General features: G+C 59.8%; 25 protein-coding genes and 1 tRNA gene. 21 read left to right on the top strand and 5 right to left on the bottom strand.

The window, feature by feature from the left end; genetic code table 11:
• Window positions 1-23 precede the first annotated feature (23 nt).
• From NCT32_RS03560 to NCT32_RS03545, 4 genes are all read right to left on the bottom strand, one after another.
• On the bottom strand, window positions 24-2,420 hold the full coding sequence (locus tag NCT32_RS03560) for a bifunctional (p)ppGpp synthetase/guanosine-3',5'-bis(diphosphate) 3'-pyrophosphohydrolase (protein ID WP_250476426.1): 2,397 nt from the start codon (window positions 2,418-2,420) through the stop codon (window positions 24-26).
• Window positions 2,421-2,492: 72 nt separating this feature from the next.
• Window positions 2,493-2,696, bottom strand: a complete 204-nt coding sequence (rpoZ, locus tag NCT32_RS03555; RefSeq protein ID WP_006999799.1) for a DNA-directed RNA polymerase subunit omega — start codon at window positions 2,694-2,696, stop codon at window positions 2,493-2,495.
• 70 nt (window positions 2,697-2,766) lie between these two features.
• Window positions 2,767-3,441: a guanylate kinase gene (gmk, locus tag NCT32_RS03550; protein WP_061118850.1), complete on the bottom strand. Its 675-nt coding sequence runs from the start codon at window positions 3,439-3,441 to the stop codon at window positions 2,767-2,769.
• A 9-nt stretch (window positions 3,442-3,450) separates the two neighbouring features.
• Complete coding sequence (locus tag NCT32_RS03545) at window positions 3,451-4,401, bottom strand: YicC/YloC family endoribonuclease (protein WP_061118849.1); 951 nt, start codon at window positions 4,399-4,401, stop codon at window positions 3,451-3,453.
• Window positions 4,402-4,644: 243 nt separating this feature from the next.
• Between NCT32_RS03545 and rph the strand changes: the two genes are divergently transcribed.
• From rph to NCT32_RS03475, 14 genes are all read left to right on the top strand, one after another.
• The gene (gene rph, locus NCT32_RS03540; protein ID WP_061118848.1) at window positions 4,645-5,403 is read left to right on the top strand and encodes a ribonuclease PH; all 759 of its coding nucleotides are present in this window, start codon (window positions 4,645-4,647) and stop codon (window positions 5,401-5,403) included.
• Window positions 5,396-6,013 carry an RdgB/HAM1 family non-canonical purine NTP pyrophosphatase gene (rdgB, locus tag NCT32_RS03535; RefSeq protein ID WP_061118847.1) on the top strand — a complete coding sequence of 206 codons (618 nt, stop codon included), beginning with the start codon at window positions 5,396-5,398 and terminating at the stop codon, window positions 6,011-6,013. The genes rph and rdgB overlap by 8 nt, the downstream gene beginning before the upstream one ends.
• Window positions 6,010-7,233: a radical SAM family heme chaperone HemW gene (gene hemW / locus NCT32_RS03530; protein WP_061118846.1), complete on the top strand. Its 1,224-nt coding sequence runs from the start codon at window positions 6,010-6,012 to the stop codon at window positions 7,231-7,233. The genes rdgB and hemW overlap by 4 nt, the downstream gene beginning before the upstream one ends.
• 11 nt (window positions 7,234-7,244) lie before the next feature.
• Window positions 7,245-8,453 (top strand): MFS transporter, encoded by a 1,209-nt coding sequence (locus NCT32_RS03525; protein WP_250476450.1) that lies wholly within the window; start codon window positions 7,245-7,247, stop codon window positions 8,451-8,453.
• 45 nt (window positions 8,454-8,498) lie between these two features.
• Window positions 8,499-8,588: transfer RNA gene (locus NCT32_RS03520), tRNA-Ser, on the top strand.
• Window positions 8,589-8,776: 188 nt separating this feature from the next.
• Window positions 8,777-10,015: a site-specific integrase gene (locus tag NCT32_RS03515; RefSeq protein WP_250489904.1), complete on the top strand. Its 1,239-nt coding sequence runs from the start codon at window positions 8,777-8,779 to the stop codon at window positions 10,013-10,015.
• Between the two features lie 90 nt (window positions 10,016-10,105).
• Window positions 10,106-10,957: a DUF6387 family protein gene (locus NCT32_RS03510; RefSeq protein ID WP_250489903.1), complete on the top strand. Its 852-nt coding sequence runs from the start codon at window positions 10,106-10,108 to the stop codon at window positions 10,955-10,957.
• Between the two features lie 163 nt (window positions 10,958-11,120).
• Window positions 11,121-11,336 carry an AlpA family transcriptional regulator gene (locus tag NCT32_RS03505; protein ID WP_250489901.1) on the top strand — a complete coding sequence of 72 codons (216 nt, stop codon included), beginning with the start codon at window positions 11,121-11,123 and terminating at the stop codon, window positions 11,334-11,336.
• Complete coding sequence (locus NCT32_RS03500; RefSeq protein ID WP_250489900.1) at window positions 11,336-12,070, top strand: KilA-N domain-containing protein; 735 nt, start codon at window positions 11,336-11,338, stop codon at window positions 12,068-12,070. Before NCT32_RS03505 ends, NCT32_RS03500 begins: the two co-directional genes overlap by 1 nt.
• Entirely contained in the window at window positions 12,067-12,528 is a 462-nt protein-coding gene (locus tag NCT32_RS03495) for a hypothetical protein (protein WP_250489899.1), read from the top strand. The genes NCT32_RS03500 and NCT32_RS03495 overlap by 4 nt, the downstream gene beginning before the upstream one ends.
• On the top strand, window positions 12,521-12,901 hold the full coding sequence (locus NCT32_RS03490) for a hypothetical protein (protein WP_250489898.1): 381 nt from the start codon (window positions 12,521-12,523) through the stop codon (window positions 12,899-12,901). The genes NCT32_RS03495 and NCT32_RS03490 overlap by 8 nt, the downstream gene beginning before the upstream one ends.
• On the top strand, window positions 12,888-15,683 hold the full coding sequence (locus NCT32_RS03485) for a DUF927 domain-containing protein (RefSeq protein ID WP_250489897.1): 2,796 nt from the start codon (window positions 12,888-12,890) through the stop codon (window positions 15,681-15,683). Before NCT32_RS03490 ends, NCT32_RS03485 begins: the two co-directional genes overlap by 14 nt.
• A 477-nt stretch (window positions 15,684-16,160) precedes the next feature.
• A complete protein-coding gene (locus tag NCT32_RS03480) occupies window positions 16,161-16,352 on the top strand; it encodes a hypothetical protein (protein WP_250489896.1) in 192 nt (63 codons plus the stop codon).
• Complete coding sequence (locus tag NCT32_RS03475) at window positions 16,349-16,798, top strand: phage antirepressor KilAC domain-containing protein (RefSeq protein WP_250489895.1); 450 nt, start codon at window positions 16,349-16,351, stop codon at window positions 16,796-16,798. Before NCT32_RS03480 ends, NCT32_RS03475 begins: the two co-directional genes overlap by 4 nt.
• Window positions 16,799-16,861: 63 nt before the next feature.
• On the opposite strand, the gene NCT32_RS03470 is transcribed toward NCT32_RS03475, so the two are convergent.
• Complete coding sequence (locus NCT32_RS03470) at window positions 16,862-17,062, bottom strand: hypothetical protein (RefSeq protein ID WP_250489894.1); 201 nt, start codon at window positions 17,060-17,062, stop codon at window positions 16,862-16,864.
• Window positions 17,063-17,526: 464 nt separating this feature from the next.
• Between NCT32_RS03470 and NCT32_RS03465 the strand changes: the two genes are divergently transcribed.
• The 7 genes from NCT32_RS03465 to NCT32_RS03435 all read left to right on the top strand — a co-directional run bounded on the left by NCT32_RS03465 (window position 17,527) and on the right by NCT32_RS03435 (window position 25,473).
• Window positions 17,527-18,147 (top strand): hypothetical protein, encoded by a 621-nt coding sequence (locus NCT32_RS03465; RefSeq protein ID WP_250489893.1) that lies wholly within the window; start codon window positions 17,527-17,529, stop codon window positions 18,145-18,147.
• A gap of 23 nt (window positions 18,148-18,170) precedes the next feature.
• Window positions 18,171-18,407 carry a hypothetical protein gene (locus NCT32_RS03460; protein WP_250489892.1) on the top strand — a complete coding sequence of 79 codons (237 nt, stop codon included), beginning with the start codon at window positions 18,171-18,173 and terminating at the stop codon, window positions 18,405-18,407.
• A 151-nt stretch (window positions 18,408-18,558) separates the two neighbouring features.
• Window positions 18,559-19,158 (top strand): helix-turn-helix domain-containing protein, encoded by a 600-nt coding sequence (locus NCT32_RS03455; RefSeq protein WP_250489891.1) that lies wholly within the window; start codon window positions 18,559-18,561, stop codon window positions 19,156-19,158.
• Between the two features lie 475 nt (window positions 19,159-19,633).
• Window positions 19,634-21,004: a DNA adenine methylase gene (locus NCT32_RS03450; RefSeq protein WP_250489890.1), complete on the top strand. Its 1,371-nt coding sequence runs from the start codon at window positions 19,634-19,636 to the stop codon at window positions 21,002-21,004.
• Entirely contained in the window at window positions 21,004-22,302 is a 1,299-nt protein-coding gene (locus tag NCT32_RS03445) for a DNA adenine methylase (RefSeq protein ID WP_250489889.1), read from the top strand. Before NCT32_RS03450 ends, NCT32_RS03445 begins: the two co-directional genes overlap by 1 nt.
• A complete protein-coding gene (locus NCT32_RS03440; protein ID WP_250489888.1) occupies window positions 22,289-24,052 on the top strand; it encodes an McrB family protein in 1,764 nt (587 codons plus the stop codon). Before NCT32_RS03445 ends, NCT32_RS03440 begins: the two co-directional genes overlap by 14 nt.
• A gap of 20 nt (window positions 24,053-24,072) precedes the next feature.
• Window positions 24,073-25,473 (top strand): McrC family protein, encoded by a 1,401-nt coding sequence (locus NCT32_RS03435; protein WP_250489887.1) that lies wholly within the window; start codon window positions 24,073-24,075, stop codon window positions 25,471-25,473.
• Window positions 25,474-26,141 lie beyond the last annotated feature (668 nt).

Below are 26,141 nucleotides of genomic sequence, written 5' to 3'. Positions count from 1 at the left end.
GCACGCCGCATACCCGCGCCGCGTCAGTAATCGGCGCGCTCGCGGTCGATGCGCATGCCGCCGTCCTGATTGCGGTGATGCGGTTCGTCGCTCGGGCGCTCGCGCGCAATGCGCATGACGTCCGGATTGGTGCGTACGCGGCGCATGACGTTCGCCAGATGCACGCGGTCGCTCACCTGGATCACGAAGCGCAAGAGTTTCGCTTCCTGCGACACGTCTTCGTCCATGGCGATATGCACGATGTTCGCGTCGGCCGACGTGATATCCGCCGCCACGCGCGCGAAGACGCCCTTCGTGTTCTTCACGAGTACCTTTACGGCGACATCGAACAGACGTCCGGGCTGCGGCGCCCACGCGACATCGATCCAGCGGCCCGGATCGCGCCGGTGAATCCGTTGCGCGACGCGGCATTCCGTCGTGTGAATCGCCATGCCGAGCCCGATGCCGATGTAACCCATGATGTCATCGCCGGGAATCGGGCGGCAGCACGGCGACAACTGCACCGACATGCCCTCCGTGCCCGTGATGACCACCGGCGGCGCGGTATTGGTGTTGTGATGCTCGCGATGAGGATGCTCGTCGTCATCGGCGATGCCGTTCATCAACACTTCGATGCGCTTCGCCATGACCGCCGCCACGCGCCGGCCGAGACCGATATCGGCGAAGATTTCCTGCCGCGTCTTGTTGCCGGTCCACTGCACGAGCCTTTCCCACACTTCCGGCGTGACGTCCGAGAGCGCAAGACCGTAGCCCTTGAGACTCTGATCGACGAGCCGCTCGCCCAACTGGACGGACTCGTTCAGGCGCATCGTCTTCAGATAGTGACGGATCGCCGAGCGCGCCTTGCCGGTGCGCACGAAGCCGAGCCACGCGGGATTGGGCTTCGAATACGGCGCGGTGATCACTTCGACGATGTCACCGCTCTTCAGCTCCGTGCGCAGCGGCAGGAGCTCGTTGTTGATCTTCACCGCGACGCACTGGTTGCCGAGGTCGCTGTGGATCGAATACGCGAAGTCGAGCGCGGTCGCGCCGCGTGGCAGCGGCATGATCTTCGACTTCGGCGTGAATACATAGACCGCGTCCGGGAACAGGTCGATCTTGACGTGCTCGAGGAATTCGCTCGAATCGCCCGCTTCGCTCTGGATATCGAGCAGCGATTTGAGCCATTGATGCGCGCGCTTCTGGACGTCGTTCAGATCCGCGCCGCCGTTCTTGTAGAGCCAGTGCGCCGCGACGCCCGCCTCGGCGATCTCGTGCATCTTGCGCGTGCGGATCTGGAACTCGATCGGCGCGCCGAAAGGACCGACCAGCGTGGTATGCAGGGACTGATAGCCGTTCACCTTCGGAATGGCGATGTAATCCTTGAACTTGCCCGGCACGGGCTTGTAGAGCGCATGCAGCGCGCCGATGCACGTATAGCATTCCAGCGCGCTTTCGACCACGACGCGAAAACCGTATACATCGAGCACCTGTGAAAACGACAACTGCTTGTCGCGCATCTTCTTGTAGATGCTGTAGATCGTTTTCTCGCGGCCGGTGACTTCCGCGTTGATCTTGGCATCCGCGATGGTGCGCTGCACCGTCTCGAGAATCTTGCCGACCACTTCGCGCCGATTCCCGCGCGCGGCCTTCACCGCTTTTTCGAGCGTCGCGTACCGGTTCGGATTGAAGTTCGCGAAGGACAGATCCTGCAGCTCGCGATACGTGTTGTTCAGGCCGAGCCGGTGGGCTATCGGCGCGTAGATATCCAGCGTCTCGCGCGCCACACGCCGGCGCTTCTCCGGCGGGACCGCGCCGAGCGTGCGCATGTTGTGTAGCCGGTCAGCGAGCTTGACCAGAATGACGCGCACGTCGCGCGCCATCGCGAGCAGCATCTTGCGGAAGTTCTCCGCCTGCGCTTCCTCGCGATTGCGAAATTCCATCTTGTCCAGCTTGGACAAGCCGTCGACCAGTTCCGCGACCTTCGCGCCGAAGCGCTCCGCGATCTCGGTCTTGGTCACACCCTGGTCTTCGATCACGTCGTGCAGCAAGGCCGCCATGATCGATTGCGCGTCGAGCTTCCAGCCCGCGCAGATTTCCGCGACCGCGACCGGATGCGTGATGTACGGCTCACCGCTCTGGCGATACTGCCCGAGGTGCGCTTCGTCGCTGAAGTGGAAAGCCGCCTTGACTTCCTTGATCTCTTCCGGGGTGATGTAGCTCGCTAGCGCGTTCGTCAGTTTCGCGATGGAAACGACGTCGTGCTTGCGCGGCTGCTCCGGCGTGGCGGTCGGGCCGAACAGATGGCGGAAGGACTGTTCGAGGACCGCGTCGATGTACTTGCGCGCCGCATGCGGCTTGTCCGCATCGAGCAGGGAATCCTGATCGATTTCGAGGTCGGGGTCCACGGCGGCGGAGATGGGCAACGGTGTCTGACTCATCTTCCCCTCCGTGGTGATGTGGCGCGCTGGGTTGTCGGTTGCAAAAAATGAAACCGTGCGGAAAGGCGGCCCTTAGACGGGCACCTTCTTCAACATTTCGATACCAACCTGGCCCGCGGCGATCTCGCGCAGCGCGACGACGGTCGGCTTGTCGCGGCTCTCGATTTTCGGCGTGTGGCCCTGCGCGAGCTGGCGCGCGCGATACGTTGCCGCAAGCGCGAGCTCGAAGCGATTCGGGATTTGTTTCAGGCAGTCTTCGACGGTGATGCGGGCCATGTTTGTTTCCTTCTCAATATGGGTTTTATTCTACCTTATGTGACCGAACGACCCGGCCACTGCAGGCGCGTCATGCTTGCGGCGTGGAGTGGATGCCGAGGTCCACGAAAAGCTGTGTATTGCGCGCGTATTGCGACGTGAAGCGCAGGCGCGTCGCGGCAACGAGACAGCGTAGTTCGGTCAGCGCGCGATCGAAGTTCTCGTTGATGACGACATACTCCGCTTCCGAGGCATGCGCCATCTCGCTACCGGCCGCGAGCAGGCGTCGCACGATCACTTTCTCGGAATCCTGGCCGCGTTTCTTGAGGCGGTCTTCGAGCGCTTCGAGCGACGGCGGCAGGATGAAAATTTCCACCGCGTTGCGGAACTGCTTCTTCACCTGCTGCGCGCCCTGCCAGTCGATCTCCAGCAGCACGTCATGGCCCTGCTTCATCTGCTCCGCGATCCACAGCTTCGACGTGGCGTAGTAGTTGCCATGCACCTCGGCGCTTTCGAGAAACTCACCCTTTTCCCGCCGCTCCATGAATTCGTCGACGGACACGAAGTGATATTGCACGCCGTTGGTTTCCTTCGAACGCGCTTCGCGCGTCGTGTACGAAACCGACAAGAGGATGTCCGGATCCTCGGCGAGCAGCGCGTTCACGAGCGTGGATTTGCCCGCGCCCGAGGGCGCGACGACCATGAACAGATTGCCGGGATAGATGCCTGTGTAGTGGCTGTGCGAGCGGTGTGCGGTGTTCGGCATGATGTTGCGTTACTCCAGATTCTGTACTTGCTCGCGCATCTGCTCGATGAGCAGCTTGAGCGTCATCGATGCATCCGCGAGTTCCTTCGCGGCCGCCTTCGAGCCGAGCGTGTTCGCTTCGCGGTTCAGCTCCTGCATCATGAAGTCGAGCCGCTTGCCGACCTTGCCGCCCTTTTGCAGCACGTGGCGCGTCTCGGCAAGGTGCGCCGTGAGACGCTGCAACTCTTCCGCGATGTCGATGCGGATGCCGTACATGGTCACTTCCTGGCGGATGCGTTCGGCGATTTCCTCGCGCGGCACGCTCGTCGCGACCGTTGCGCCGCCTTCGGTGGTCGCGATACCGAGCGCGTCCTGCAGGCGCTCGACGATCTTCTGCTGATGCTTCGCGATGAGTTCCGGCACGAGCGGCGTGATGCGCGCGACGATCGCTTCCATCTCCGTCACGTTGTCGATGAGCACCTTACCGAGGGCCGCGCCTTCACGCGCGCGAACTTCGATGAGATCGGCAATTGCCTGCTTGCCGCACGCGAGCACCGCTTCGCGCAGCGTGTCCTGCGACACCGCGCTTTCCGCGAGCACGCCGGGCCAGCGCAGGATTTCGCCGGTGCGCATGCGCTCGGCGTCGTGAAAGACGTCGAGCACGGCACGCTCGAGCGTGGCGAGCTGCGTGAGCGCCTCGCGATTCAGCGCGCCCGCATTCGCGGTCTGCTCGACACGATTCAGGTTGATGCGGATATCGACCTTGCCGCGCGAGAGCTTCGTCATCAGCATTTCGCGCAGTTGCGGTTCGGTTGCGCGCACGTCTTCGGGCATGCGGAAGTTCAGGTCGAGAAAGCGCGAATTCACCGTGCGCAATTCCACCGATACACCGACGCCCGAACCGCCTGCGCCATTGGGTCCCGCGCCATCCGCGACGACTTCGCGTGTCGCGCTGGCATAGCCTGTCATGCTGTAGATCATGGTACGTCTCGCGATTGAGAGCCTTCGTTGCGAAGGCCTGTCTGATACGAGCGCCCGGCGCGCTCGAAGTGCTTTGGGATTGGCACGCGTCTGGCCGCCGGGCGAGGAATCCGCATTATCCCATTTTTGATGCGAAGCCCGCCCGGACGGCACGTCCAGCGCCGTGACGCGCGCGCAACGCCGGCAAGTGAATAACGATAAAATCGCTGGGTTCGCTGGTTCCACTCTCTTCTTTCGATACCCATGACCGACTCTCCCCTGCTCAAGCCTTCTCCCCCGCGTCCGAGCGGCCGCCGCGGGAACCAGTTGCGCGACGTGCGCATCACGCGCAATTACACGAGGCACGCGGAAGGCTCGGTGCTCGTCGAATTCGGCGATACCAAGGTGATCTGCACCGCGAGCGTCGCCGAGCGCGTGCCCGAGTTTCTGCGCGGCCGCGAGCAAGGCTGGCTGACCGCCGAATACGGCATGCTGCCGCGCGCGACGCACACGCGCAGCGACCGCGAAGCCGCGCGCGGCAAGCAGACGGGCCGCACGCAGGAAATCCAGCGCCTGATCGGGCGCGCGCTGCGCTCGGTGTTCGACCTGAACGCGCTCGGCGCACGCACGCTGCATATCGATTGCGACGTGATCCAGGCCGATGGCGGCACGCGCACGGCGAGCATCACGGGCGCGTTCGTCGCCGCGCACGACGCAGTCGGCAAACTTCTCGCGGCGGGCAAGATCACGAAGACGCCGGTCAAGGACTTCGTCGCGGCGATTTCGGTCGGCATCTTCGAAGGCTCGCCCGTGCTCGATCTCGACTACGAAGAAGACTCCCAGTGCGACACCGACATGAACGTCGTGATGACGGGCGCGGGCGGTTTCGTCGAAGTGCAGGGCACGGCGGAGGGCGCGCCCTTCACGCGTGAGGAGATGAATGAACTGATCGCGCTCGCCGACAGTGGCATCCGCGCGCTGATCCTGAAGCAGAAGGAAGCGTTGGGGATTCAAGGTGTCTGACGCACAGGGTCTCGGCCGCGTAGTGCTCGCGTCGAACAATGCGGGCAAGCTGCGCGAACTCGCATCGCTGCTGGATGCGGCGGGCATCGAACTGATCGCGCAAGGCGAACTCGGCGTGCCCGAAGCGCCCGAGCCGCACGTGACCTTTGTCGAGAATGCGCTCGCGAAGGCGCGGCACGCATCGAAGCTCACCGGCCTGCCCGCGCTCGCCGACGATTCCGGCTTGTGCGTGCGCGCGCTGAACGGCGCGCCGGGAGTGTATTCGGCGCGCTATGCGTCGATGAGCGGCGGCGCGAAGAGCGATGCGGCAAACAACGCGCGCCTCGTCGCCGATCTCGCCGGGCAAGCCGATCGCCGCGCGTACTACTTCTGCGTGCTCGTGCTCGTGCGTCACGCGGACGATCCCGAGCCGCTCATCGCGGAAGGCCGCTGGCATGGCGAAGTGATCGACGTCCCGCGCGGTGCAAACGGCTTCGGCTACGATCCGCACTTCTTTTTGCCGACGCTCGACGCGAGCGCCGCCGAGCTCGATCCGGCGCGCAAGAACGCGCTGAGCCATCGCGCGCTCGCGCTGCGCGACCTGCTGCAACGACTGAAGGAACTTGCGTGAGCGCCGGACCGAAGACAATCAACGTGGTGCAGGCTTTCACGTCGCCGGGAAGCGTTCGGCTGACGTCGTTGCCGCCGCTCTCGCTGTACGTGCATTTCCCGTGGTGCGTGCGCAAGTGCCCCTATTGCGACTTCAACTCGCATGAATGGAAGGACGGCACGTTCCCCGAGGAACGTTATCTCGACGCCTTGCGCGCCGATCTCGAAAGCGCGTTGCCGCTCGTGTGGGGACGGCAGGTGCATACGATCTTCATCGGTGGCGGCACGCCGTCGCTGTTGTCGGCCAAAGGTCTCGACCGGCTGCTCTCCGACGCGCGCGCGCTGCTGCCCGTCGATGCCGACGCCGAGATCACGCTCGAAGCCAATCCCGGCACGTTCGAAGCCGCGAAATTCGCGTCGTTCCGTGCGAGCGGCGTGAATCGTCTGTCGATCGGCATCCAGAGCTTCAACGAAGCGCATCTTAAGGCGCTCGGCCGCATCCACGACGCGATGCAGGCGCGCAAAGCCGTCGAGATCGCCGCGAAGCACTTCGACAACTTCAATCTCGATCTGATGTTCGCGCTGCCGCAGCAATCGCTCGACGAATGCAGGCATGACATCGACACGGCCATTTCCTTCGCGCCGCCGCATCTGTCGCTGTATCACCTGACGATGGAGCCGAACACGCTCTTCGCCAAATACCCGCCCGCCCTGCCCGACGACGACGCCTCCGCCGACATGCAGGACTGGATACACGAGCGCACGCGTGAAGCCGGTTACGCGCGCTACGAAGTGTCGGCGTATGCGAAGCCGCATCGCCAGAGCAGGCACAACCTGAATTACTGGCGCTTCGGGGACTATCTCGGCATCGGCGCGGGCGCGCATACGAAGCTGTCGTTTCCGTCGAAGATCCTGCGTCAGGCGCGCTTCAAGCATCCGGCGACGTATATGGATCAAGCGCTTTCGCCCGGCGAAACCGCCATTCAGGAAGAACGCGACGTCGGCCCGCGCGATCTGCCGTTCGAATTCATGCTGAATACGCTGCGCCTCGTCGAGGGCTTTCCGGTGCATGCGTTCGTCGAGCGCACGGGCCTGGCGCTGTCCGCGATCGAGCCGGCGCTCGTCGAAGCGGAGCGGCGCGGGCTCATCACGCGCGACATCGAGCGCATTGCGCCAACCGAGCTCGGCCAGCGCTTTCTCAACGATCTGCAGGAGCTGTTCTTGAAGGATCCGCAAAATTGAGCGCGCCGACGATGGCGCAGGACTCGGTAATGCGGCATCGTCCGTTCGCGCTCTTCTGGACCGCGCGGGTGATGTCGTCGGTCGCGTTTCAGATGATGTCGGTCGCGATCGGATGGCAGGTCTATTCGATCACGCATAGCGCTTATGCGCTCGGTCTCGTCGGCCTTGCGCAATTCCTGCCGATGTTCGTACTGACGCTCGTCGTCGGGCACGTCGCGGATCGTTACGACAGGCGCACGATCGCGTACGTGTGCCAATCGATCGAGGGCATCGCCGCGCTCGTGCTGTGTCTCGGCGCATGGCACGGCTGGCACGATGTCGCGCCGATCTACGCAATCGCTGCGATCACCGGCGCGGCGCGCGCGTTCGAATCGCCGTCGATGGCCGCGCTCTTGCCGAATCTCGTCGCGCGCAATCAGTTGCAGCATGCGAGCGCGTGGTCGACCTCCGCGAACCAGACCGCGCAGATCCTCGGCCCCGCGATGGGCGGCGTGCTCTATGGGCTGGGCGCGCTGACCGTGTACGGCGCGGTGACGGTCGCGTTTCTCGTCGCGGCGTGCGCGGTGGGCGCGATCAAAATCGACGAAGCGGTGCGCATGCGCGCGCCGTTGTCGCTGGAGGCGCTCTTTTCCGGCATCGGCTTCATTCGCGGCAAGCCGGTGATTCTGGGCGCGCTGTCGCTCGATCTCTTCGCGGTGCTGCTCGGCGGCGCGACCGCACTGCTGCCGGTGTACGCGCATGACATCCTGCACACCGGGCCGTGGGGACTCGGTATTCTGCGCGCCGCGCCCGCGGTCGGCGCGCTCGCCGGATCGATCTGGCTCGCGCATTTTCCGTTGCGACAGCGCGCGGGCAATGCGCTGTTCGGCGGCGTGATCGCGTTCGGCATCGCGACCATCGTGTTCGGGCTGTCGCGCAACATCTATGTGTCGCTCGTCGCGCTCGCGGCGCTGGGGGCATCGGATGTAATCAGCGTCGTCGTGCGCATGTCGCTCGTGCAGTTGCAGACGCCCGATGAAATGCGCGGGCGCGTCGGCGCGATCAATTCGCTGTTCATCGGAACGTCGAATCAGCTCGGAGAGTTCGAATCGGGGATGACGGCGGGATTGTTCGGTGCGGTGCCCGCGGTGCTGATCGGCGGAATCGGCACGATCGTCGTCGCGATGGTCTGGATGCGCCTTTTCCCCGCGCTCAAGGCGACGAAATCGCTCGAAGGATGAGCGTTTCTCCACGACGATGACTTGCGCTACAATACGCGCCTTGCTGGAGGTGTGGCCGAGCGGTTTAAGGCACCGGTCTTGAAAACCGGCGAAGGAGCGATCCTTCCGTGAGTTCGAATCTCACCGCCTCCGCCACTCCGCCTATTTTGAATCGTCCAGATTCGTCTCGTTTGATTGCGCAAAGCCTTGTCAGAAAAGGCGTTCGCCGCAAAGCCCCTCCCCCGCATTGTCTAAACTCGTTGCGATTCGTCGCGTTCAGTCGTACATTTTATGGTGGACTGGATGGTGGACTGGCGAGGACGCCGGCCTTACGACGAGCAACCATGCCGAAGAAAGCGAAAGAACTAGGACCGCTGGCCGTGAAACGCATGACAACGCCGGGGAAGCATCCGGTGGGTGGCGTCGCGGGCCTCTATCTCAAAGTCACCGATACCGGCTCAAAATCATGGGTACTGCGTGCATCGGTAGCGGGCACGCGCCGCGAAATTGGGCTCGGCGCTTATCCGGGAGTCGGTCTGGCAGACGCACAGCGGAAGGCACAGCAGACCCGCGACGAGATCGCTGGTGGCGTCGATCCGGTGATGCAGAAGAAGGAGGTTGCGAGCAGGCTGCGCGCCAGCCAGGCGCTTGAAATGACCTTCGAAAACGCGGCGAAGCGGTTCATGAAGGCGAAGGAGCCTGAATGGCGCAACTCGAAGCACGGGGCGCAGTGGACGTACACGCTTGAGGAATACGCGTATCCACTGATCGGCAAAATGATGGTCCGCCACGTCACCCGATCGCACGTCACTGAAATCCTCGAACCGATCTGGTCGACGAAGACGGAAACTGCCTCTCGTCTGCGTGGCCGCATCGAAGCAATCCTCGACTGGGCGCGGGTCAAAGGCTTCCGCGATGAAGGAGTCAACCCGGCGGCGTGGCGCGGCAATCTCGACAAGCTGCTATCGGCACCCAAGAAGACGAAGCGCGTACGCAATCACCCCGCTCTGCCGATCGTCCAGATGGGCGCATTCATGCAGACGCTGCGCGCTATCGAGGGCGTCAGCGCGCGGTGCCTGGAGTTCTCGATATTGACCGCCGCACGCTCCGGCGAAGCACGAGCCGCCGAGTGGACAGAGATCGACTTGGACAAAGGCATCTGGGCGGTGCCGGCGGAGAAGATGAAGGCGAAGAAGGAGCATCGCGTACCGCTGTCACCGGCTGCTGTCACGCTCATCAAGTCGATTGAACGCCAGAAGGATACCGACCTAGTATTCCCGAGCCCACGTGCGAAGCGCGCGCTGTCCGATATGGCTCTGCTCGCGATCATGCGTCGGCAGGGTCTGGAGGCCACGCCACACGGATTCCGGTCAACCTTCCGGGACTGGGCGAGTGAATACACGAACTATCCGCGCGAGCTTGCCGAAGTCGCGCTGGCACACATCAAAGGGGATGCAACCGAAGCGGCTTACTGGCGCGGCGACGTGCTCGAAAAGCGCCGCCGACTTATGACGGATTGGGCAGAGTTCTGCGCGACGGTCGTCAAAGCAGGCGACGTTATTCCGCTACATAAGCAGGCGTGACAGTTTGCCGCGCCTAGCCCGACAGGGCGAAAACCGAGTGCCCTACTCGGCTGGCGCGGCTCTTCTATAGGGCTTGGCTACGGGCAAGCAATGGAACCTATCGAATTCGGGTTGGGCGATCTTCCGAGTGATTTCAGCCTAGAAAAATACGAACAATGTGCAAAGTGGACAGTTGAGGAATGGTGGCGCGCGCTGTCATACAGATATCCAGTTCATTTGCTCGCAAAGCAATATCCCGAAGACGTGATTGAAGAAGAGGATTGGACCTTGGATGACCGCGTGGAATTTTTGCGAGATCACGCTGCCAATTTCATTTCCAATCCTCTCCCCGAGAAGCGTGATGACTACCGTCCGTTTGCTTATGGAGCCGACGAGCCTCTCATTCGCGATCTCACTGGCCGCGACTATCAAGACGCGCCTTCAACGCTCAAAAAGTGGAAAGAGGCGATAAATGAAGCGGAATATCTTCGCCCGTCAGAGCGCGCAGACGCCATTGATGGGCTTCGCGAAACCCCGGCATGGGAGATTCACCGTGAGATAGACGGCTTCGAGAACGTCTTTCGCATCGAAGTTGACTTGGCTGCTTCGGACGATGATCTACTCCGAGAGTTCATGGCTTGGTTGAAGCGCATAAGAAGCGAGGCGGAAATGTCAAAAATTCCCAGAAGCTTCGGACCCGCTGATTTCGTGAAATGGCACGAAAAACGACTATTGCCATATCTTGACCTCAGCCTGTGGGCTGCGATGCACGGAGGTCACTTGAGCTATTCGGTCATCGGGCACGCACTGTTTCCCGACGAACCCTTGCGCGGCCCTCAGATGCGCGCCGTCGAGCCCATGATTCAGCGTACGGTTAAACCACAAGCGCGCGCGCTCCTTCACCCCGAAGTCTGCCGTGTACTGGGGCGTCAGGTCGTCAACGAGGCACGCGAGAAGCCGTGAAAATGTGACGGCATGAAAACACACCCGTTTTTATGCCGTCACGAAATGGGCGAGCGAGCGGCGAAGGCATAAAAACGGGCATGCCGTCATGGCTCGCAGCGAATCATTCCGTCATATCTAATTCTTATCGACCACGTCCATCCCGGACGATCTTCAAGTCGATATGATGAAAACCAAGAAGACTCTCCGCGACTTCGACACACTGCCGAATGCGGCTGGCGTATCCGTTGAAGTCGTTGCTGCGCTTTTCGAATGCAGCAATTCCACAGTCTGGAATCGCACTAAACGTGGAGATTTGCCTCCGCCGATAACCATTGCTGGTCATACGCGCTGGAATGTCGGCGCACTCCGCAAGCTGCTGATGCCGGAGGCCGTGTAATGACGACGAACAACGTCAACCCGGTCATTAACGTCGGCGACGCGTTCGCGGACTGTTACCTGCCGCGCGAATTGCGCGACGGCGGGGCGGCGAGCTTCCTGAGCGTGGAATACGACGGCCAGCCGGTCCTGTTCGCGCGTGATGGCTGGATCAATGGAACGCATGTCACGGCACGCTTTGGCAAGCACTTGGACGACTGGTTTCGCCTCGCGGAGACCAAAGCATATCTGCGCGCCCTTGCGAAAGCCCTAAATACCGCAGATGTGCGGGATTTACGGCGCACGAAACGCGGGCGTGGCGGTTACACCATGCTTCACCCGAAGCTCGGAGTTGCCCTCGCTCGTTGGTGCAATGTCGATTTCTCCGTCTGGTGCGACTTGCAGATTGACCGCATCTTGCGCGGAGGCTTCGCCTCGGCAACCAGCAACCCGAACAAGCGCAGCAGCGTGTCGGACCGGGAGCCGCTGCTCACGATCGTCGCGGCGTGCGTTGCTCGACTGCATCTGTCGTTCACTGCCGTCTACACGGGCGTCAACCAGTTTGTCGGCGTCGCGCACGCCCGCGATATGACGCGCTATCAGGTGTGCGAGGCGGTGGGCTTTGGCGGTCGCCTCTTGGCTTGCGCGGCCACGCCGGAAGACTACTCGCGCATTGATCAAAACCGCACCGCGCTTGGTCGCGTGAATACGCAGCTTTCCCTCTTCGAAGGATTTGAAACGGAGGATGCCGAGTGATCAATCGCGCTTGTGAACACACCGCGTTCAGCTATACTGGACGCGTGCCTGAGACAACAGGTACCGAGATTGGCGTCTCGATCAACGTAGGCGGACAAGCCGCCGTTTCAGCGGCTATTTTTTCGTCCGTCATGCCTTTGCACGTCCACTATGGGCGGGCTTTGGCGGGGGAGCGCTTGCGCTCGCCGGTGCCTACGTTCCGGTACGCCAACCCCGTCATCTGCCCGCCCACCCCGATTGGCGTCGGAAAGCGGGTTTCCAACATTAACGTAGGAGACCGCATCATGCGCCAAGCCATCGCTCGTCCTGAGCAAACGAATCAATCCGACCTTCAGAAATTCATCAACGCCGCCCTGCGCGACGCGACAAACGCATCGACCATCTTTCACGCGCTGGACACGCTGGCAGATGCTCTGCGCATGCTTGCCGACCTGTCGAAGGGGATGCGCCATGCATAAGCCGCTGCCCTTCATCGAGCGTAACCATGGTCCTGTCGGCGATGTGCGTGACGCCGTTGACCGCTATGCCCGCGTCGCAGTAGGACCGGTCGCCGACTTCCTTGCTCGTGCCCACGCTGTGAATCAAGGCGTCGCCGCAGCCGTTCGTGTTGCGCGTGCGCAGATCCTTCGTGTCGAGCGTGACGAGCCGGATTTGATTCACACGGCGACGCAAGACGCCCTCCTCGTGCTCGCAGAAACGGCGTCCAACATGGTCGCCGAGCAAGCCGAACAGATTTCTCAATGGATCGAAGGCACTGCTATGGCCGGACCGTACGTGAAGAGCGACCGGTCGGGCGCAGTTTCGACGGAGGCTGTCGATGGGAGCGAGTGAATCCGTCGTCAGCGAGGTCGAACGCATCAGGCAGATGCTCGCTGCCATTCCTCCCGATATCCCGTACCCGGATTGGCTCCGCATCGGCACGGCATTGAAGACCGAATTCGGCGACGCCGGTTTCGGATTGTTCGATTCGTGGAGCCAAGGCGGCGTGAAATATTGCGAGAAGACGGCGCGGGCAACGTGGCGTAACGCCGAGTCGGGCACAGTGCGCATCGGAACTGTCAAGCACATCGCCAAGGAAAACGGTTATGCCGACGGCGGATCACGTCCTGTCGTGGACCGCGCCGAGGTCGAGCGCAAGCAGGCGACGCGCGACGCCGACCGCGCCCGCAACGAAGCTGAACGTGTGCGTAAAGCAGGCGAGGCGGCGAAGCGGGCGCAAGGCGTCTGGAATGCGGCTTCACCTGCTCGCGACGACCATCCTTACTTGCAGCGCAAAGGGCTCGCAGCCGTCGATACGCTGCGGGAGATTGATGCCGAAGCACTGCTCGAACTCGTCGGCTACGCGCCCCACTCGTCCGACGAGCGCCTGTCGGGCCGCATCCTGACTGTGCCTGTGATGATCGATTCGAGTCTTTCGACGGTAGAGCTTATCGATGGCGACGGTCGAAAGAGTGCTTTGAAGGGTGGCGCGAAGTCGAGCGGATTCTGGTCTGTCGCGCGCCTTCCGGAAGCCCCCGAGCGCATCTTGGTTGCCGAGGGCTGTGCGACGGCGATGAGCGCGCACGCATGCACCGACGATGCGGCTGTCGCGTCGCTTTCCGCTGGCAACATGACGAAGGTGGCGAAAGCCCTCCGCGAGCGTTTCCCTGACACGGAATTGATCGTGCTGGCGGACGTTGGCAACGGCGAAAAGCAGGCGCATGATGCGGCGAAGGCTGTCGGCGGCGTCTGCGTGGTACCCGACTTCGGCCCCGACCGCCCCGCCGACATGAATGATTTTGACGACCTTCGGCGGCATCTTGGGGTGGAGGCTGTGCGCGAACAGATCGGGCGCACACGAATTGTGTCGTCCGTATCCTTTGTCGTCGATGACGACGAACCGGACGACGAAGACGAGCCGAGTGAACGTTTCGAGGTTCGTCCTAATGGCGTGTTCTTCTACGGCGTCACGCATAGCAAGGGGGCGGGAAAGGCCATCCAGTCCGCACCCCTCTGGCTCTGCGACGAGATCGAAGTCGTCGGGCGTGGAGAAGACGAGCAGGGACATTCGAGCCGTATCCTTCGCTGGAAGGCTCGTGGTAGCGGCGATGCGCGGTCCGTCGCCTTGCCTCTTGATGCGGTCGGCGAGCGCGAAGGCTGGTCGCTGTTGCGTCGCGGCGGATTGGCGGTTAGCTCGTCGCGCAAAGCGCTCGAAAAGCTCGCAGACTTCCTTCAAACCCAAGGAGCCGATGACCTGCACCATGTCACCGCGCGCGGCGGCTGGCAACACGGCGCGTATGTGCTTCCGGATGGCACGGTCATCGGCAAGCCCGTCATGCCGATCTTTTTCGGTGGCGATGCCAGTGCATCCGCCGCCTACGCCGCGCAAGGAACGGTCGATAGCTGGCGTGAATCCGTCGCCCGACTGACGCGTGGGAACTCGCGCCCTGCTCTCGCGCTTGGCGCGGCCTTCGGCGCACCGCTGCTCGACTTGGTGGATTACGAAAGCGGCGGCTTCCATTTGTTCGGAAAGTCAGGCTCCGGCAAAACCACGAGCGCGAAAATCGGCGCGTCCGTGTGGGGCAATCCCCGGCAACAGGTCTTGAGTTGGGACTCAACCGCACTCGCATTGAGCAATGCGGCGGCGGCGCGCAATGACGGATTGATGCTTCTGGATGAAATGGGGCAAGGCTCCGCAGATGCCATCACGCGCGCGGCCTATGTGGTCTTTAACGGTCAGAGCCGTATGCAGGGCGCGAAGGAAGGCGGCAATCGCTCGATGGCTCGGTGGCGTGTCATGGCGCTCTCGACGGGAGAAATCGACCTCGCCGCGCATCTTGGCGGCGGTGGTCATCGTGTTCGCGCCGGACAGGAAGTACGCCTTGCCAGCCTGCCGTCAGACGCCGGAAAGGGCCTCGGTGCGTTCGACACGTTGCACGAGTATGCGACCAGCGGCGAACTGGCTGAAGCGCTTGACGAAGCTGCCCGTCTGCATCACGGGACGGTAGGTCGCGCCTTTATCGGATACGTAGCTGCGCGCCGGGACGAAATTGCGAAGCGTTTGCGTGCCGCGATTACTCGCGAGCAGGACCAGTTGCCGGACGGCACATCGGGTCAAGTACGCCGCGTCGTCGCGCGCTTTGCTGTCGCCGGTGAAGCTCTCGAAATCGCGACCGACGCCGGGTTGCTTGGATGGAAGTCCGGCGAAGGTCATGCCGCTGTGATGGTTTGTTTCAAGGCGTGGCTGTCGCGCTTCGGCACGGGCAATCGCGAAGACCAGCAAATCATCGAGCGGGCGGAGTATTGGTTCGGCCTGCACGCGGCGGCGCGCTTCATCGACTGCCGTGATGCGGGCAAACTCGATTGGCCCCCTCGAATCCAGAACGCGGCTGGATACTTCAAGCCGACTGACGCCGGTACGCCCGTATGGTTGGTGATTCCGGGTGTGTTCGCGGATGAGATCGCCGAAGGGTTCGATAAAAGCGCAGCAGCAGACGCCCTTGAGGCTGCTGGCATGTTGCGCAAGGCCCGAGACGGTAAAGCGACGAGCACGCATAAAACGCCCGACCAACCGGGTCTAGTACGGCGCTTCTATGTATTCACGCAGACCGCGCGCAGCGATACGGAGGGATAGGCAGACACGCGCGCGATAAATCATGGTGTTACCAGTGTTACTGGTGTTACCAACCTTTAAAGCCCTTATCCAGCAAGAGATTGGCGGTAACACCGTCGTAACACGATCTTCTCTTCGGTGTTACCACAGACGGGCGGTAACACTCGATTGGCCCGCTCAGTGTTACGTTGGTGTTACTAAAAACATCTTATCGATCAATGCTTTAACGACTAGGTAACACCATAACACCGGTAACCCGCAGCGTCTGTGTATCTATACGCGCACGCGACCGAATGTCGTCGCCGTTTGACGGACACCGATGCGAGAGGACTGGTTCACTTTGAACGCGCGAGGAAAGGCCGACAATCGCGCGATGGCTGGTCCGATACAGCTCGGCGAATAGGTTGGTAGCGGGTCGCGCCCGCAAGCCGTAGAAACGCCTTATATCAGCCATCAACCGATTATCCTGATTAGGATGACTAACTCGTTTAGGAAAATATGACCAACAAAGAAAAGCGGAGCACGCCGTCAATGGGTGCAATGAACTGGGCGCGCGAAATTCGCCGCGCTGTCGAGGCCCGCGACAGCGTGCATCGCGCCGCACCGCGCGACTCGGTGGACGACGCGCTGGCCCGTCTGCGGGCGAACCATGCGGTCCGCACTGCCGCGCTGGGGGAGGTGAGCCTGTGAGCACGCCGACGAAGCCTCGCAAGACTCGTACGCTCGCCGAACAGGTGGAAGCCCGCACGCGCCGCTTCTTTGCCCGTGCCGGTATCTCGCGCGTTCCCGCGAGCATCATCGCGTTGAATGTTGAGCGCGCGGAACAGCGCGTCGCCCGGAAGGCCGAAGAGCGGGCCGAAGAGCTTCGCGCCCGGTACGCCGATCATCGGAGCGTAACCGCCGCTGCATCGGAGCTTGGCATCCCGCGTGATCGCCTGTTCGCGGTCTTGGGGCGCGAAGGCTGGCTGTATCGCGACGACGCGCGCAAGTGGAAGGCGACGCCCGAGGCTAGTTCCCGTGGGTGGGTCATCATGCGGGGTCGCGAGGCTGTCGCATGGCCGCAATTGACGCCCGCCGGTCGCGCGGAGATTGAGCGCCGTCTTGACACGCGCGGGAACGGCGAAAACGCTGAGTAGCGCGCCGACCATCGCGCGAGCTTCGGCCTGTTCACGCGCAACGCGGTGGATATAACGACCGCCTCAATCCTTGCCCGGCCCCGCGCCAGGCTTTTTGTATCGGGTCGGGAAGCCCCGGCGCGAGCGGTCGATATCGGCGATGGCGGCGCGCACTTCGTCCGGCATCGCGTCCGCGTGACTCATCACATAGGCAAGGTAGAAGTGGCGGATTCTCTCTTCGCGCAGGAAGTCAACCACGGCCCATAGGTGGGACGGTCCGTCCAATTCAATCGGGCGCGCGACGGGTTTCTCATAGCAAGTGTTCCGCGAGATAGGTTCGCAGTGCGGCATTGATGCGGGCTTGCCAGCCGTCGCTCGGAAGCATCTCCGCAGCGTCCGTATCGGAGCCTAGGCGACGCTCGGCACAAAATCCATACAGCTTGAATCCCGCACGTCCGCGCCCTCATCAACGGCGACCTCGAACGCATCGTCACCGAGCGTGCCGACAAAGGACCTGAAATTGCGCAGAGCCAATCCGATAAAGGCGCGCAAGTGAATCTGATGAAACGCGCGACCGAATTTTCTTACGCCATAGGCGCGCGGGCGCGCGCCCGCGCACGCGAGTACTTGCCCGGACATATCGCCGAATGGATTCTCGTGTGGACAAGTGGAAAACGTCAGACCGGTTGAGTCGCAAGGAATGCGAGTATGAATCCTCATTCATACATGGATAGGACGGGACGCGCCCAATGAACTCGACCGCAATCAAAAACTTTCTGGCCGACGACGAAAACGTGCTTCGGGCGTTCTTCGATACCGTCCGCCGTCCCGATATTGCTCGCGCCGCCCGTGATCTAGCGGAAGCTCACCGCGCCGCCGCCGCCGCGCTTGAACCGGCAGTCCTGGTTGCGCGCGCGTTTCTGGCCGGTCAATCGCCTGATGGGCTTCTTGGAGCATTGTGCCACGCGGCATCGCAAGTACATGAAGCCGCGAGCTTGTCGCGCGCCGAAGTGAGGGCGCTCAAGGAGTTCGCCGCGCAGCATCGCGAGAAGCATTCTGAAGCCTTGCGCCGATCTAGTTCGGCGATGTTGGGTCTCGAAGCTTCCGCGATCCCTAGTCTTGAGAAACGGATCTCCCGCTACGAAGCGAACCGCAAGGAACATCGAGAACGCCTTATCGAGGCTGGCATTCATCCGTCAGATGTTGATCGCGCCGGGCTGATTCGCCCGCGCCCTGAAGACCGCGACGAATGGATTGCCGAGCTTGACGCGGCCCGCGCGCGCATCGAACGCCTTCGCACATTCTCGGGGTCCGGACCGCTGTATGACGCGAGCCATCTGCAAGACGGCGACCTGCACCACGTCGTCTAGGAGGGCGTCGAATGTCGCGACACTTGACGCCCGTCGAATGGCTGGGGATCGAGGAACGCTACCGCAGCGGCGTACCCGCGAAGACTTTGGCGTTCGAATATGGCGTCGCCCCGAACACGATCCGCAAGCGGGCGTCCCGTGAATCGTGGCGCACGCGCGACGGCAGCAAGTCCGCGTCCACGCTTGACCGACTTGAACATCTGACGGCGCGGCTCGAACGCCTTGCCGTCGCACTTGAGGAAGTCCGCAAAACGACATGAGCGAAAAAAAGGCCATCGAAGGCGATGAAAGGGGCGTGACCGATGCGCAGCGCGAAATCGCTCTGCGAAAGCCGCTTACGCGCTTCAAGCGCAACCGCAGCATGCCCCTGAACTCGAAGCCCTGCGGCACAAGTTGATTGAGGCTCGCGTCATGCAAGGCATGATGGCTATCGAAGCGGCGGAAAAGTTTGGCTACGCGAACTCGTCGCAACTCTCGCAGATTGAATCCGGCGTACGTCCGACGCCGAGAGATTGGAAGTTTCTTCGCCAAGCGGCGGAGGTCTATGCCGTCTCGACTGACTGGCTGCTGGGCCTAAGCCCGAACATGGAACAGGACGCGCGGGTTGTCCGCGAACACGCCTTGTTGCGCGGGTCCGAAAGCATCGTTCGCGGTTTCATCGCACAGATGGCTGAGGCCATCATTCAGACGGCCCGGGAAACGAACGTCGTCGAAGAGGAATTGGTCCGCGTGCTGGAAGACGTGGACACAGTGACCGCACGGTTCGAAAGATTCACGGCGCGCCCCGAATTTGAGGACACTCCTGGCGGCGCGCCGATTCTCGCCGCCGTCGAGCGCCTTGCGACGGGCGTCGCGCCGTTGCGCGCGAAGCTGTCAAAGCTGCAGGCAATCGAAGCCGCCATCAACGAACTGAAGACAGGAAACGCAATCGCGCCGCAACGGTTCGCCGAATTCTTCGAGCAGTTGGACGAATCGCCCCGCGCCGTGGCAGTCTCCCTCGATAGCACGTAGTCTGCGTCCATGCGCTCGCTCGGCGCACAGAGCGAACCGTTAGCTCTTAACGGACATCGTTCGGTGGGGAACATGGCACTGTCCGACAAGGTAGACGCCACGAAGTATTTCAAGACCCTGCGAGCACGGCAGAGGCACTTGGAGGGTTCGTTCTGCCCCGCCTGATACCGGCAAGCGACGAGCAGGCCCGGTCGTGAGCTGAATAAGGTGGAGCAACCGGGACCAGAGTTCGTCCCGTCCCATGACTCCCCATCCGCGTTCTTACAGAAGTATCTCTCAATCTCATATCAGCAACTGCCTGTGTTCCTCGATAAGTGTCGGGGTCGCGACCCGGACCCCGCCCGAGCCAGGATCGACCGGTGAGAGGTTACACACTCGCTTCCGCACTGTAGAATCGCGCAAACGCTCATCAATGGCCGTGCGTTTGGCTCGGCGACCCTCTTCGATCCGAAAAAAGTGCCCGATCAAACCAATAATGTTCGAAAAAGCATCGTCCCATGAATATGACCCGCCCGCTGACGTTCCAGGTAGTGCGCCCGCATTGGCGTCGGTGTTCCGGCCGATCCAATATTTAGGCAGCAAGCTCCGTACGCTTCCCGATCTGCTCTCGTCGAGCTCCGGGCTTTATCGTCCCGGGGATCGAGTCTATGACCTGTTCTCCGGATCGAGCGTGGTGTCGCAAGCGTTTGCCTTACATGGCGCGAAGGTGACTGCCGTCGATGCTCAGCTTTTCTGTAAGCACCTGGCCGGTGCCTTGTTGGGCGAGGGAAGAAATTCGGGCGAAACGTGCAGTTCGGAAGCCGCCCAAATAGCAGCTAAGCTCAGTCGGATGAAACTTCCGGGGGATTTGCAGGCAGTCGTCTCTCGCGAGGCGACGCTTCTAAGTGCGGGCCCCAGTGAGCAGTTGGCTCATTTCTACATCACATTACCGCAGGCATGGCGGAACGCGCACGACGCGACCTGGCTGCGAAGCGCGAGCGAACGTCAAGGACAGTCTGGATACAACAACGTTGCAATCATCTCGTCTTTCTATGCCGGAACTTATTTTGGCCTCTTTCAGTCGCTTTGCCTCGACTTCATTCGCAACGAAATATTTCGGCTTAAGCTTGAAGAAAACTTGCCGAAGTGGAAAGAGATGGCGCTCCTATCAGGTTTGTATTCGGCCATGTCTAAGGCTGTTTGCTCTGCCGGAAAGCATTTTGCTCAGCCACTAGGAAAACTTGCGAATTCAAATGTCAAGTTCTATCACACGCGCCTGTTTCAGGACCGGAAGATCGATGTCATTTCCGCATTTTTGAGTGCGTGCGATAGCATCGATAAAGCGCCGTCTGCACGAAAGCAAGGGAACTTTTCAATTGCCGCGCCGGTAGACAGAATATTTGCTTCTTTCAAGGAAGAACGCCCTGCCCTGATTTATGCTGACCCTCCTTACACCGCACAACAATATTCGCGCTTCTACCACGTACTCGAAGTGGTCGCGAAATATGAAGTGCCCGTCCTGCAAATGCAGTCAGGAAGGATAACGTCGGGCCTTTATAACGAAGGGCGATTCAAGTCCGATTTTTCGTCGAAGACAAAAAGTACAAATGCCTTTACGGCACTCGTTCAAGGGTCCAAGGCTGCCGGAGCATCGCTTGTTCTTAGTTATTCAGAATCAAGTGAGCTATCAAACGGGAACGCAAGGATGATTAGCTTGCCAAGGCTAATCGAGATGTGTGAAATGGCCTATACGAAGAAGAAAGTCACGGTCGCTCGATTCTCACATTCGTACCGCCAGTTCAATGCGGCGGACAACAGCAATCTTCACCGGGACGATCCCGAAATACTTGTTTTGTGCGAGGCATAATGCTTCAACGATATCTCGGCAATAAAAGCTTCCTCGCGGACGAAATCGTCAAGCTGGTCAACAATATCGCACAGCCGGGCGATCATGTCTGTGATGCCTTTTCAGGCTCCCTCGCTGTAAGCGTCGCTCTACGGCGCGCAGGATTCCGCGTCTCGTCGAATGACATCAATATTTTGTCGTGGACTTACGGCCGCGCTTACCTGTCGAACACATCGCTCCCAGACATTTCCGTCTCCGATCTGTTGAGACGCAGCAAACGGTCGATGACGAACGCTCGTCCGGCCCATCGCAATAGCGCTGACGCAAACGATCTCTTCGACGATTCGCTACTGCATGACTGGAACTTGCTCATTTCAGAGATCTTTTCTCCCTATGCCCCGAGGGAGTTCCGGAAGAGGGATATCCGCAGTGACTTCTTCGATCACTACTGCGAAGCTGGAGCAAAAAGCGGATTTGTCAGTGGACGAGGTTCGGTGGGTCGCCGCCGCTTCTTGTCCGCCGACAATGCTGCAGCGTTGGACAGGGCAATGACGCGGGTAAGGACCTGGCATCAGGCGGGACGAATCACAGAAAGCGCCCGCTGCCTCATCATCTCTTGCGTCCTTGATGCAGTCGAGAGGGTTTCCAATATTCAAGGCACCTATCACGATTTCCCTAGGACGTTCTATGATCCTCGGGCGCTAAAGCCGATCTGCGCTCAGTTGCCGACTCTTTCCGCGCTGGTCAGCGGTCCACCAGCGGAAAGTATCGGGAAAGCCCGCGATAGCCTTGACTTTGTTAAGGAACTGGACCGCCATTCGGTGCTGTATATCGATCCGCCGTATAACTTTCGGCAATACACAGCATATTATTTCTTGCCGAACTTGATCGCCGTCTATCCGGAGATTGAGGACTTGGATGAATATTTTTCCAATATCCGGTTTGTCCGTGGTCAAAATATGACATCAGACTTTAGTTCGACGTTTTGTAGCGCCACGGCCTTCCTGCCGTCGTTGCAAACGCTAATTAAGCGCGCAAATTGTAGCCATGTCATCTTGAGCTATTTTAATGGCAAAAACCATTGGCATGACTTCAAATCGGGAACAGACGACGAGGGAAAATCGCAGCTTGAACGGTTTTTCAGTTCTGACCTCTTCAAACCGGGTTCAATGAAGTTTTATCCGATCGACCGTCTGAACTATCAAAGTTACGGCGGGCATAAAGCGTTGCAGGTGAGCGAATACCTTTTTGTTGCAGAGAAAACGTCACCGACACCGGCTCAAGTAGATAAAACGGAGCCTGCGTATGCCGTGGTTTGACCCGCTTGTAGGCGAGCCTTTCATTAAATGGCTCCGTGAAGCTGCGTCCAGTCGCTACGCGCCGGAGGAGGCGGCCGATCCGTTCGCGACGTCCATGAGGGATTTCGATGACGTCACAGCCGACCTTGTCACAATACAACAAGGTGGGACGATTTCGCCGCAACGGGGAACCGACTTGCGAGGCGCGAAGATTGCAGTCTCAAGCAGCCAACTTTCTCCTCTGGGCGTCGGAGTGCTTGCTGCATGGCAAAACTATCAAATAGACAACAACGATTATCAGTATGAGCTGCCGCGACAGCTCTGCTTAATCTGCGAAGCGTTAATTTGTAGGGAACCATTTTACGTCGGGATTGAGGAGTTTTGGTCCGACAAAGTGAACAGATACGGTCTCGACCCATTGCTTGATAATCTTCCGGCAATGTACATGTTAACGGCCTTCGCGAAGCGGTTAGGGGATTTCTCACCACTAGACCATGTCGCAAAGTTCGATACGAGCTTGCCCGATTGGGATCCTGCTGCACTGCAGGCAAAGATAACAGCGCTAGCGGGAGCCGGCGATCCCGCACTCACTGGCCTCGACCGCGTAGCGAGATCTATCGAACAGTCCGCAAGTCGCGGTAAAGCCCGAAAAATCTTCATGATCGCGCTTGATTTAGCTTGCGACCCGTCTCGGGCGGCAGCAGATGAAAAATTGTCACGCTGGACAATACCGATGGCGTCCACCGCAAGGTCGCACACCGCCATTCCAGACAACGTTAAGGACTTGTGCCTTCGAATATTGGATGACTACCGGGATCGATTGTCTGCAAATCACGGAAAATTTCCTGCGTACCTCGACGTGTTGCTGGCGCGAAAAAACGTGGTGATGTTCGGTCCCCCGGGCACGGGGAAGACCTTCGCAGCTCAGGCTATCGCTGAGTTTTGGAAGGGCCGGCACGGTTCAGCGAGCGTGGTTACGGTCACGTTTCATCCTTCATACAGCTATGAGGATTTTGTGTGGGGTTGGCGGCCAGACCGTGACTCTGTAACCAACAAATTTGTTCCTCAATTAGGCGCGCTTCTGGAGGCATGCAAAACGGCAGCGGAAGGCTGTCCAACGCTGCTACTAATCGATGAAATCAACCGCGCCGATACGGCAAAGGTTTTCGGCGAACTGATCACCTTTATTGAAGCCGATAAACGCGGAATCAACTTTCGTCTCGCCCAGGATCCCACGGTTGAGCGAAACATACCGGACAATCTTTATCTTCTCGGCACGATGAATACCGCCGACAGAAGCGTCAGCTTACTAGATGTCGCGTTGCGCCGTCGGTTTGCATTCGTAGAGTTCGTCCCGGATGGAGAAGTATTTGGGCCTTCCTCAGGCTGGGCAAACTCGATTGATGGAATACGCGTAGCGTCTATCATGAACGAAATCAATGCGCGGCTATTGAATGTCGGAGTTGAGCCTGATCGTGCTATCGGGCACGCTCTTTTTGGCGTGTCAGAAAGCGGCGATCCCATAAAACAACTTCGCGAACGGTTCCAATTCGACATTCATCCGCTGATCGTCGACTACTGCTTTTCTGATAGATCGCGAGTAGCAGAGGTTCTCGGGCCATTAGTCTCTTCGACTGGTCGAATGAACGACTTCGACGATACGCAATTTATAGCCGCACTCCGCTCGTTGGTCAAAGCACCTGTTGAAGAACCGCCCGTCGAGTCGGTTGGACTAGTGACGCCGGGCGGACCGGCTGAATCCGAAAAGTAACATCGCGGCCCGAGTCTCGAATGAAAACAGTGATTATTGATGGGGAAGGCCGAGCTATTCCGGAGTTCGATCCAACGACGTTGTCTGAGAAGGACGACGCTCGCTTGCGGCGTTTAATCGAGTGGCGTTTCAAGCCGAACCTGGCATGTTATTGGGTAAAGAGGCGAGTTCCACATAAGGTAGGACGGGTGCGCGTCGGGAATACCGTATATTCTGTCGTACCGGATATGTCGGCGCGAGATTTCACTGTTTTTTTTCTGTTCTCTCTCGGTATTTCTCTGAAGAAATTTGCGCATCAAAGTTCCAGCCCGGTTTCCCTGGCCCTAGGGGACGCGCATGTGGACTTTGATGTGCTGGTTGCCACATTGATGGCCGTCGCTACGGAGGACTTGGCTCAAGGTTACCTGGCGCGCCATTATGAGACGAAGCGCGAGGTCGTTCCCGGTATACGTGGAAGCATTGACTGGCCGCGGTTTTTTACGCAGCCGTTTTCTGGCGGCGCTCCTTGTGTTTTCGCAGAGCTGTCGCTTGACAACCGCTTGAACCGAGTCGTGCTCGCGGGTTTAGAGGCGTCGCAAAAGCTAAATATCGACATCTCGTTACGCCAGCGACTTAGCAAATTAGAATTTGTTTGGTCCTCTATTTGCAGAAAGCAATTCGTTCGGTTACAAGATCTAGAACTGGCAGGGAAATCAATCAATCGATTGACCGAGGGTTATCGGTTGGTGCTTGGCCTATGTCGCATGATCATGTTTGGGTATGTTCCCGAAGACTTACTCGGGGGAAGGTCTGCTGATCTGCAATGTCTAGAATTCGACATGTCAGTGATTTTTGAGCGGTTCTCGCTACGTCTGCTGACCGAGTCGTTATCTGACCTGAGCATAGGAGTCGAATATCAATACACTGCCCGCGATGCACTTCTAGACGGGACCGGACGTACATATCAGGTGATCCGACCAGATTTCTTCCTGATGGATAAGTCGATGCCGATCGCAGTAGTCGATGCCAAGTTCAAGCCCCGGTATGTCTCGGTCGAACCACATAGTCGTTTCAGCGGCGACAATAAGCTGGCTGAAAGTGATATCTATCAAACTCTGTTTTATGTTCAACGGGCCCGGCAGATAGCCGCCGGGGCGCATGTCGACGCCATTATTCTCGCGCCGAAGATCGATGCGTTGGCCACTCTTCCCAGTGAGCTTGATCGAACCGTACGGTGGGTCCATCCGTCGAGCCCTGAGATAACAATCAAAGTTCTGCATGTCGATCTGACAGCAACGCTCGCTGCCATTCATGCTGACGGGCCTATGCCGGCTGACGGAATTGCTTTCATTAAGGAGATGATTCGGGCAAGACGTCAGATGTATTCTAAAACGCAAGCGTCGCACGGTGCGACTGCACGTCTGGAAGCGGAAGCACTCTAGCCCCAGGCCGACATTACCAAGGAATGCGCCTAACAACCAGAGAGTCGTCACCACCCGTCGTCAGTCCCGGGGCTGCCCCCGGCATTCTCGTGCTTCGTGAATTACGCCGCTTACTCGGTCTCAACGATCCGACTCTCGTCTTTCGAACCAGCGCGCTCGCCGCCCGCATGCTCGAAACATAAGATCGATCGGGAAGCTCGGACCGCGCTGGATTGCACACATCGCTTGGCTACGTTTCGATTCGTCCGCAACGATTACGCCCGTGACTGAGTCACGCTTAGTGGCATCCTCAACCTGTGCAAGCTTGACGGCGCACACCGCATACTTGGCCGCCGCGCCAATGTTGCTAGGGAAAGTCTGGAGGTTCAAGCGATAGTGCCTGCAGTCGACGCAAAGCCGCATGTCGCGCTTCCCCTGGCTGATTATTTAGTTGGTCCCCGCAGCTACACAGAGTTTAGCTTGCGGTCTGTTTTGGCACTACCCCGATAACACGCGGCATATATCTACTTCCCCAAGGAGATCGCGCAATGGTGGACCGGATGGTGGACTGATGCTATCCGCATCTCCGACACTCCCATCCCATCAACATGATTGGCGGACACCGCCTCCGCCAAAAACGAAAGAAAGCCTCGTAAGTTCAAACGCTTACGGGGCTTTGTTGTTTCTGG

The sequence above is a fragment of the Caballeronia sp. INML2 genome (genome assembly GCF_023631365.1).
Lineage (GTDB): Bacteria > Pseudomonadota > Gammaproteobacteria > Burkholderiales > Burkholderiaceae > Caballeronia > Caballeronia turbans.
This window is presented reverse-complemented; position numbering and strand designations above follow the sequence as displayed.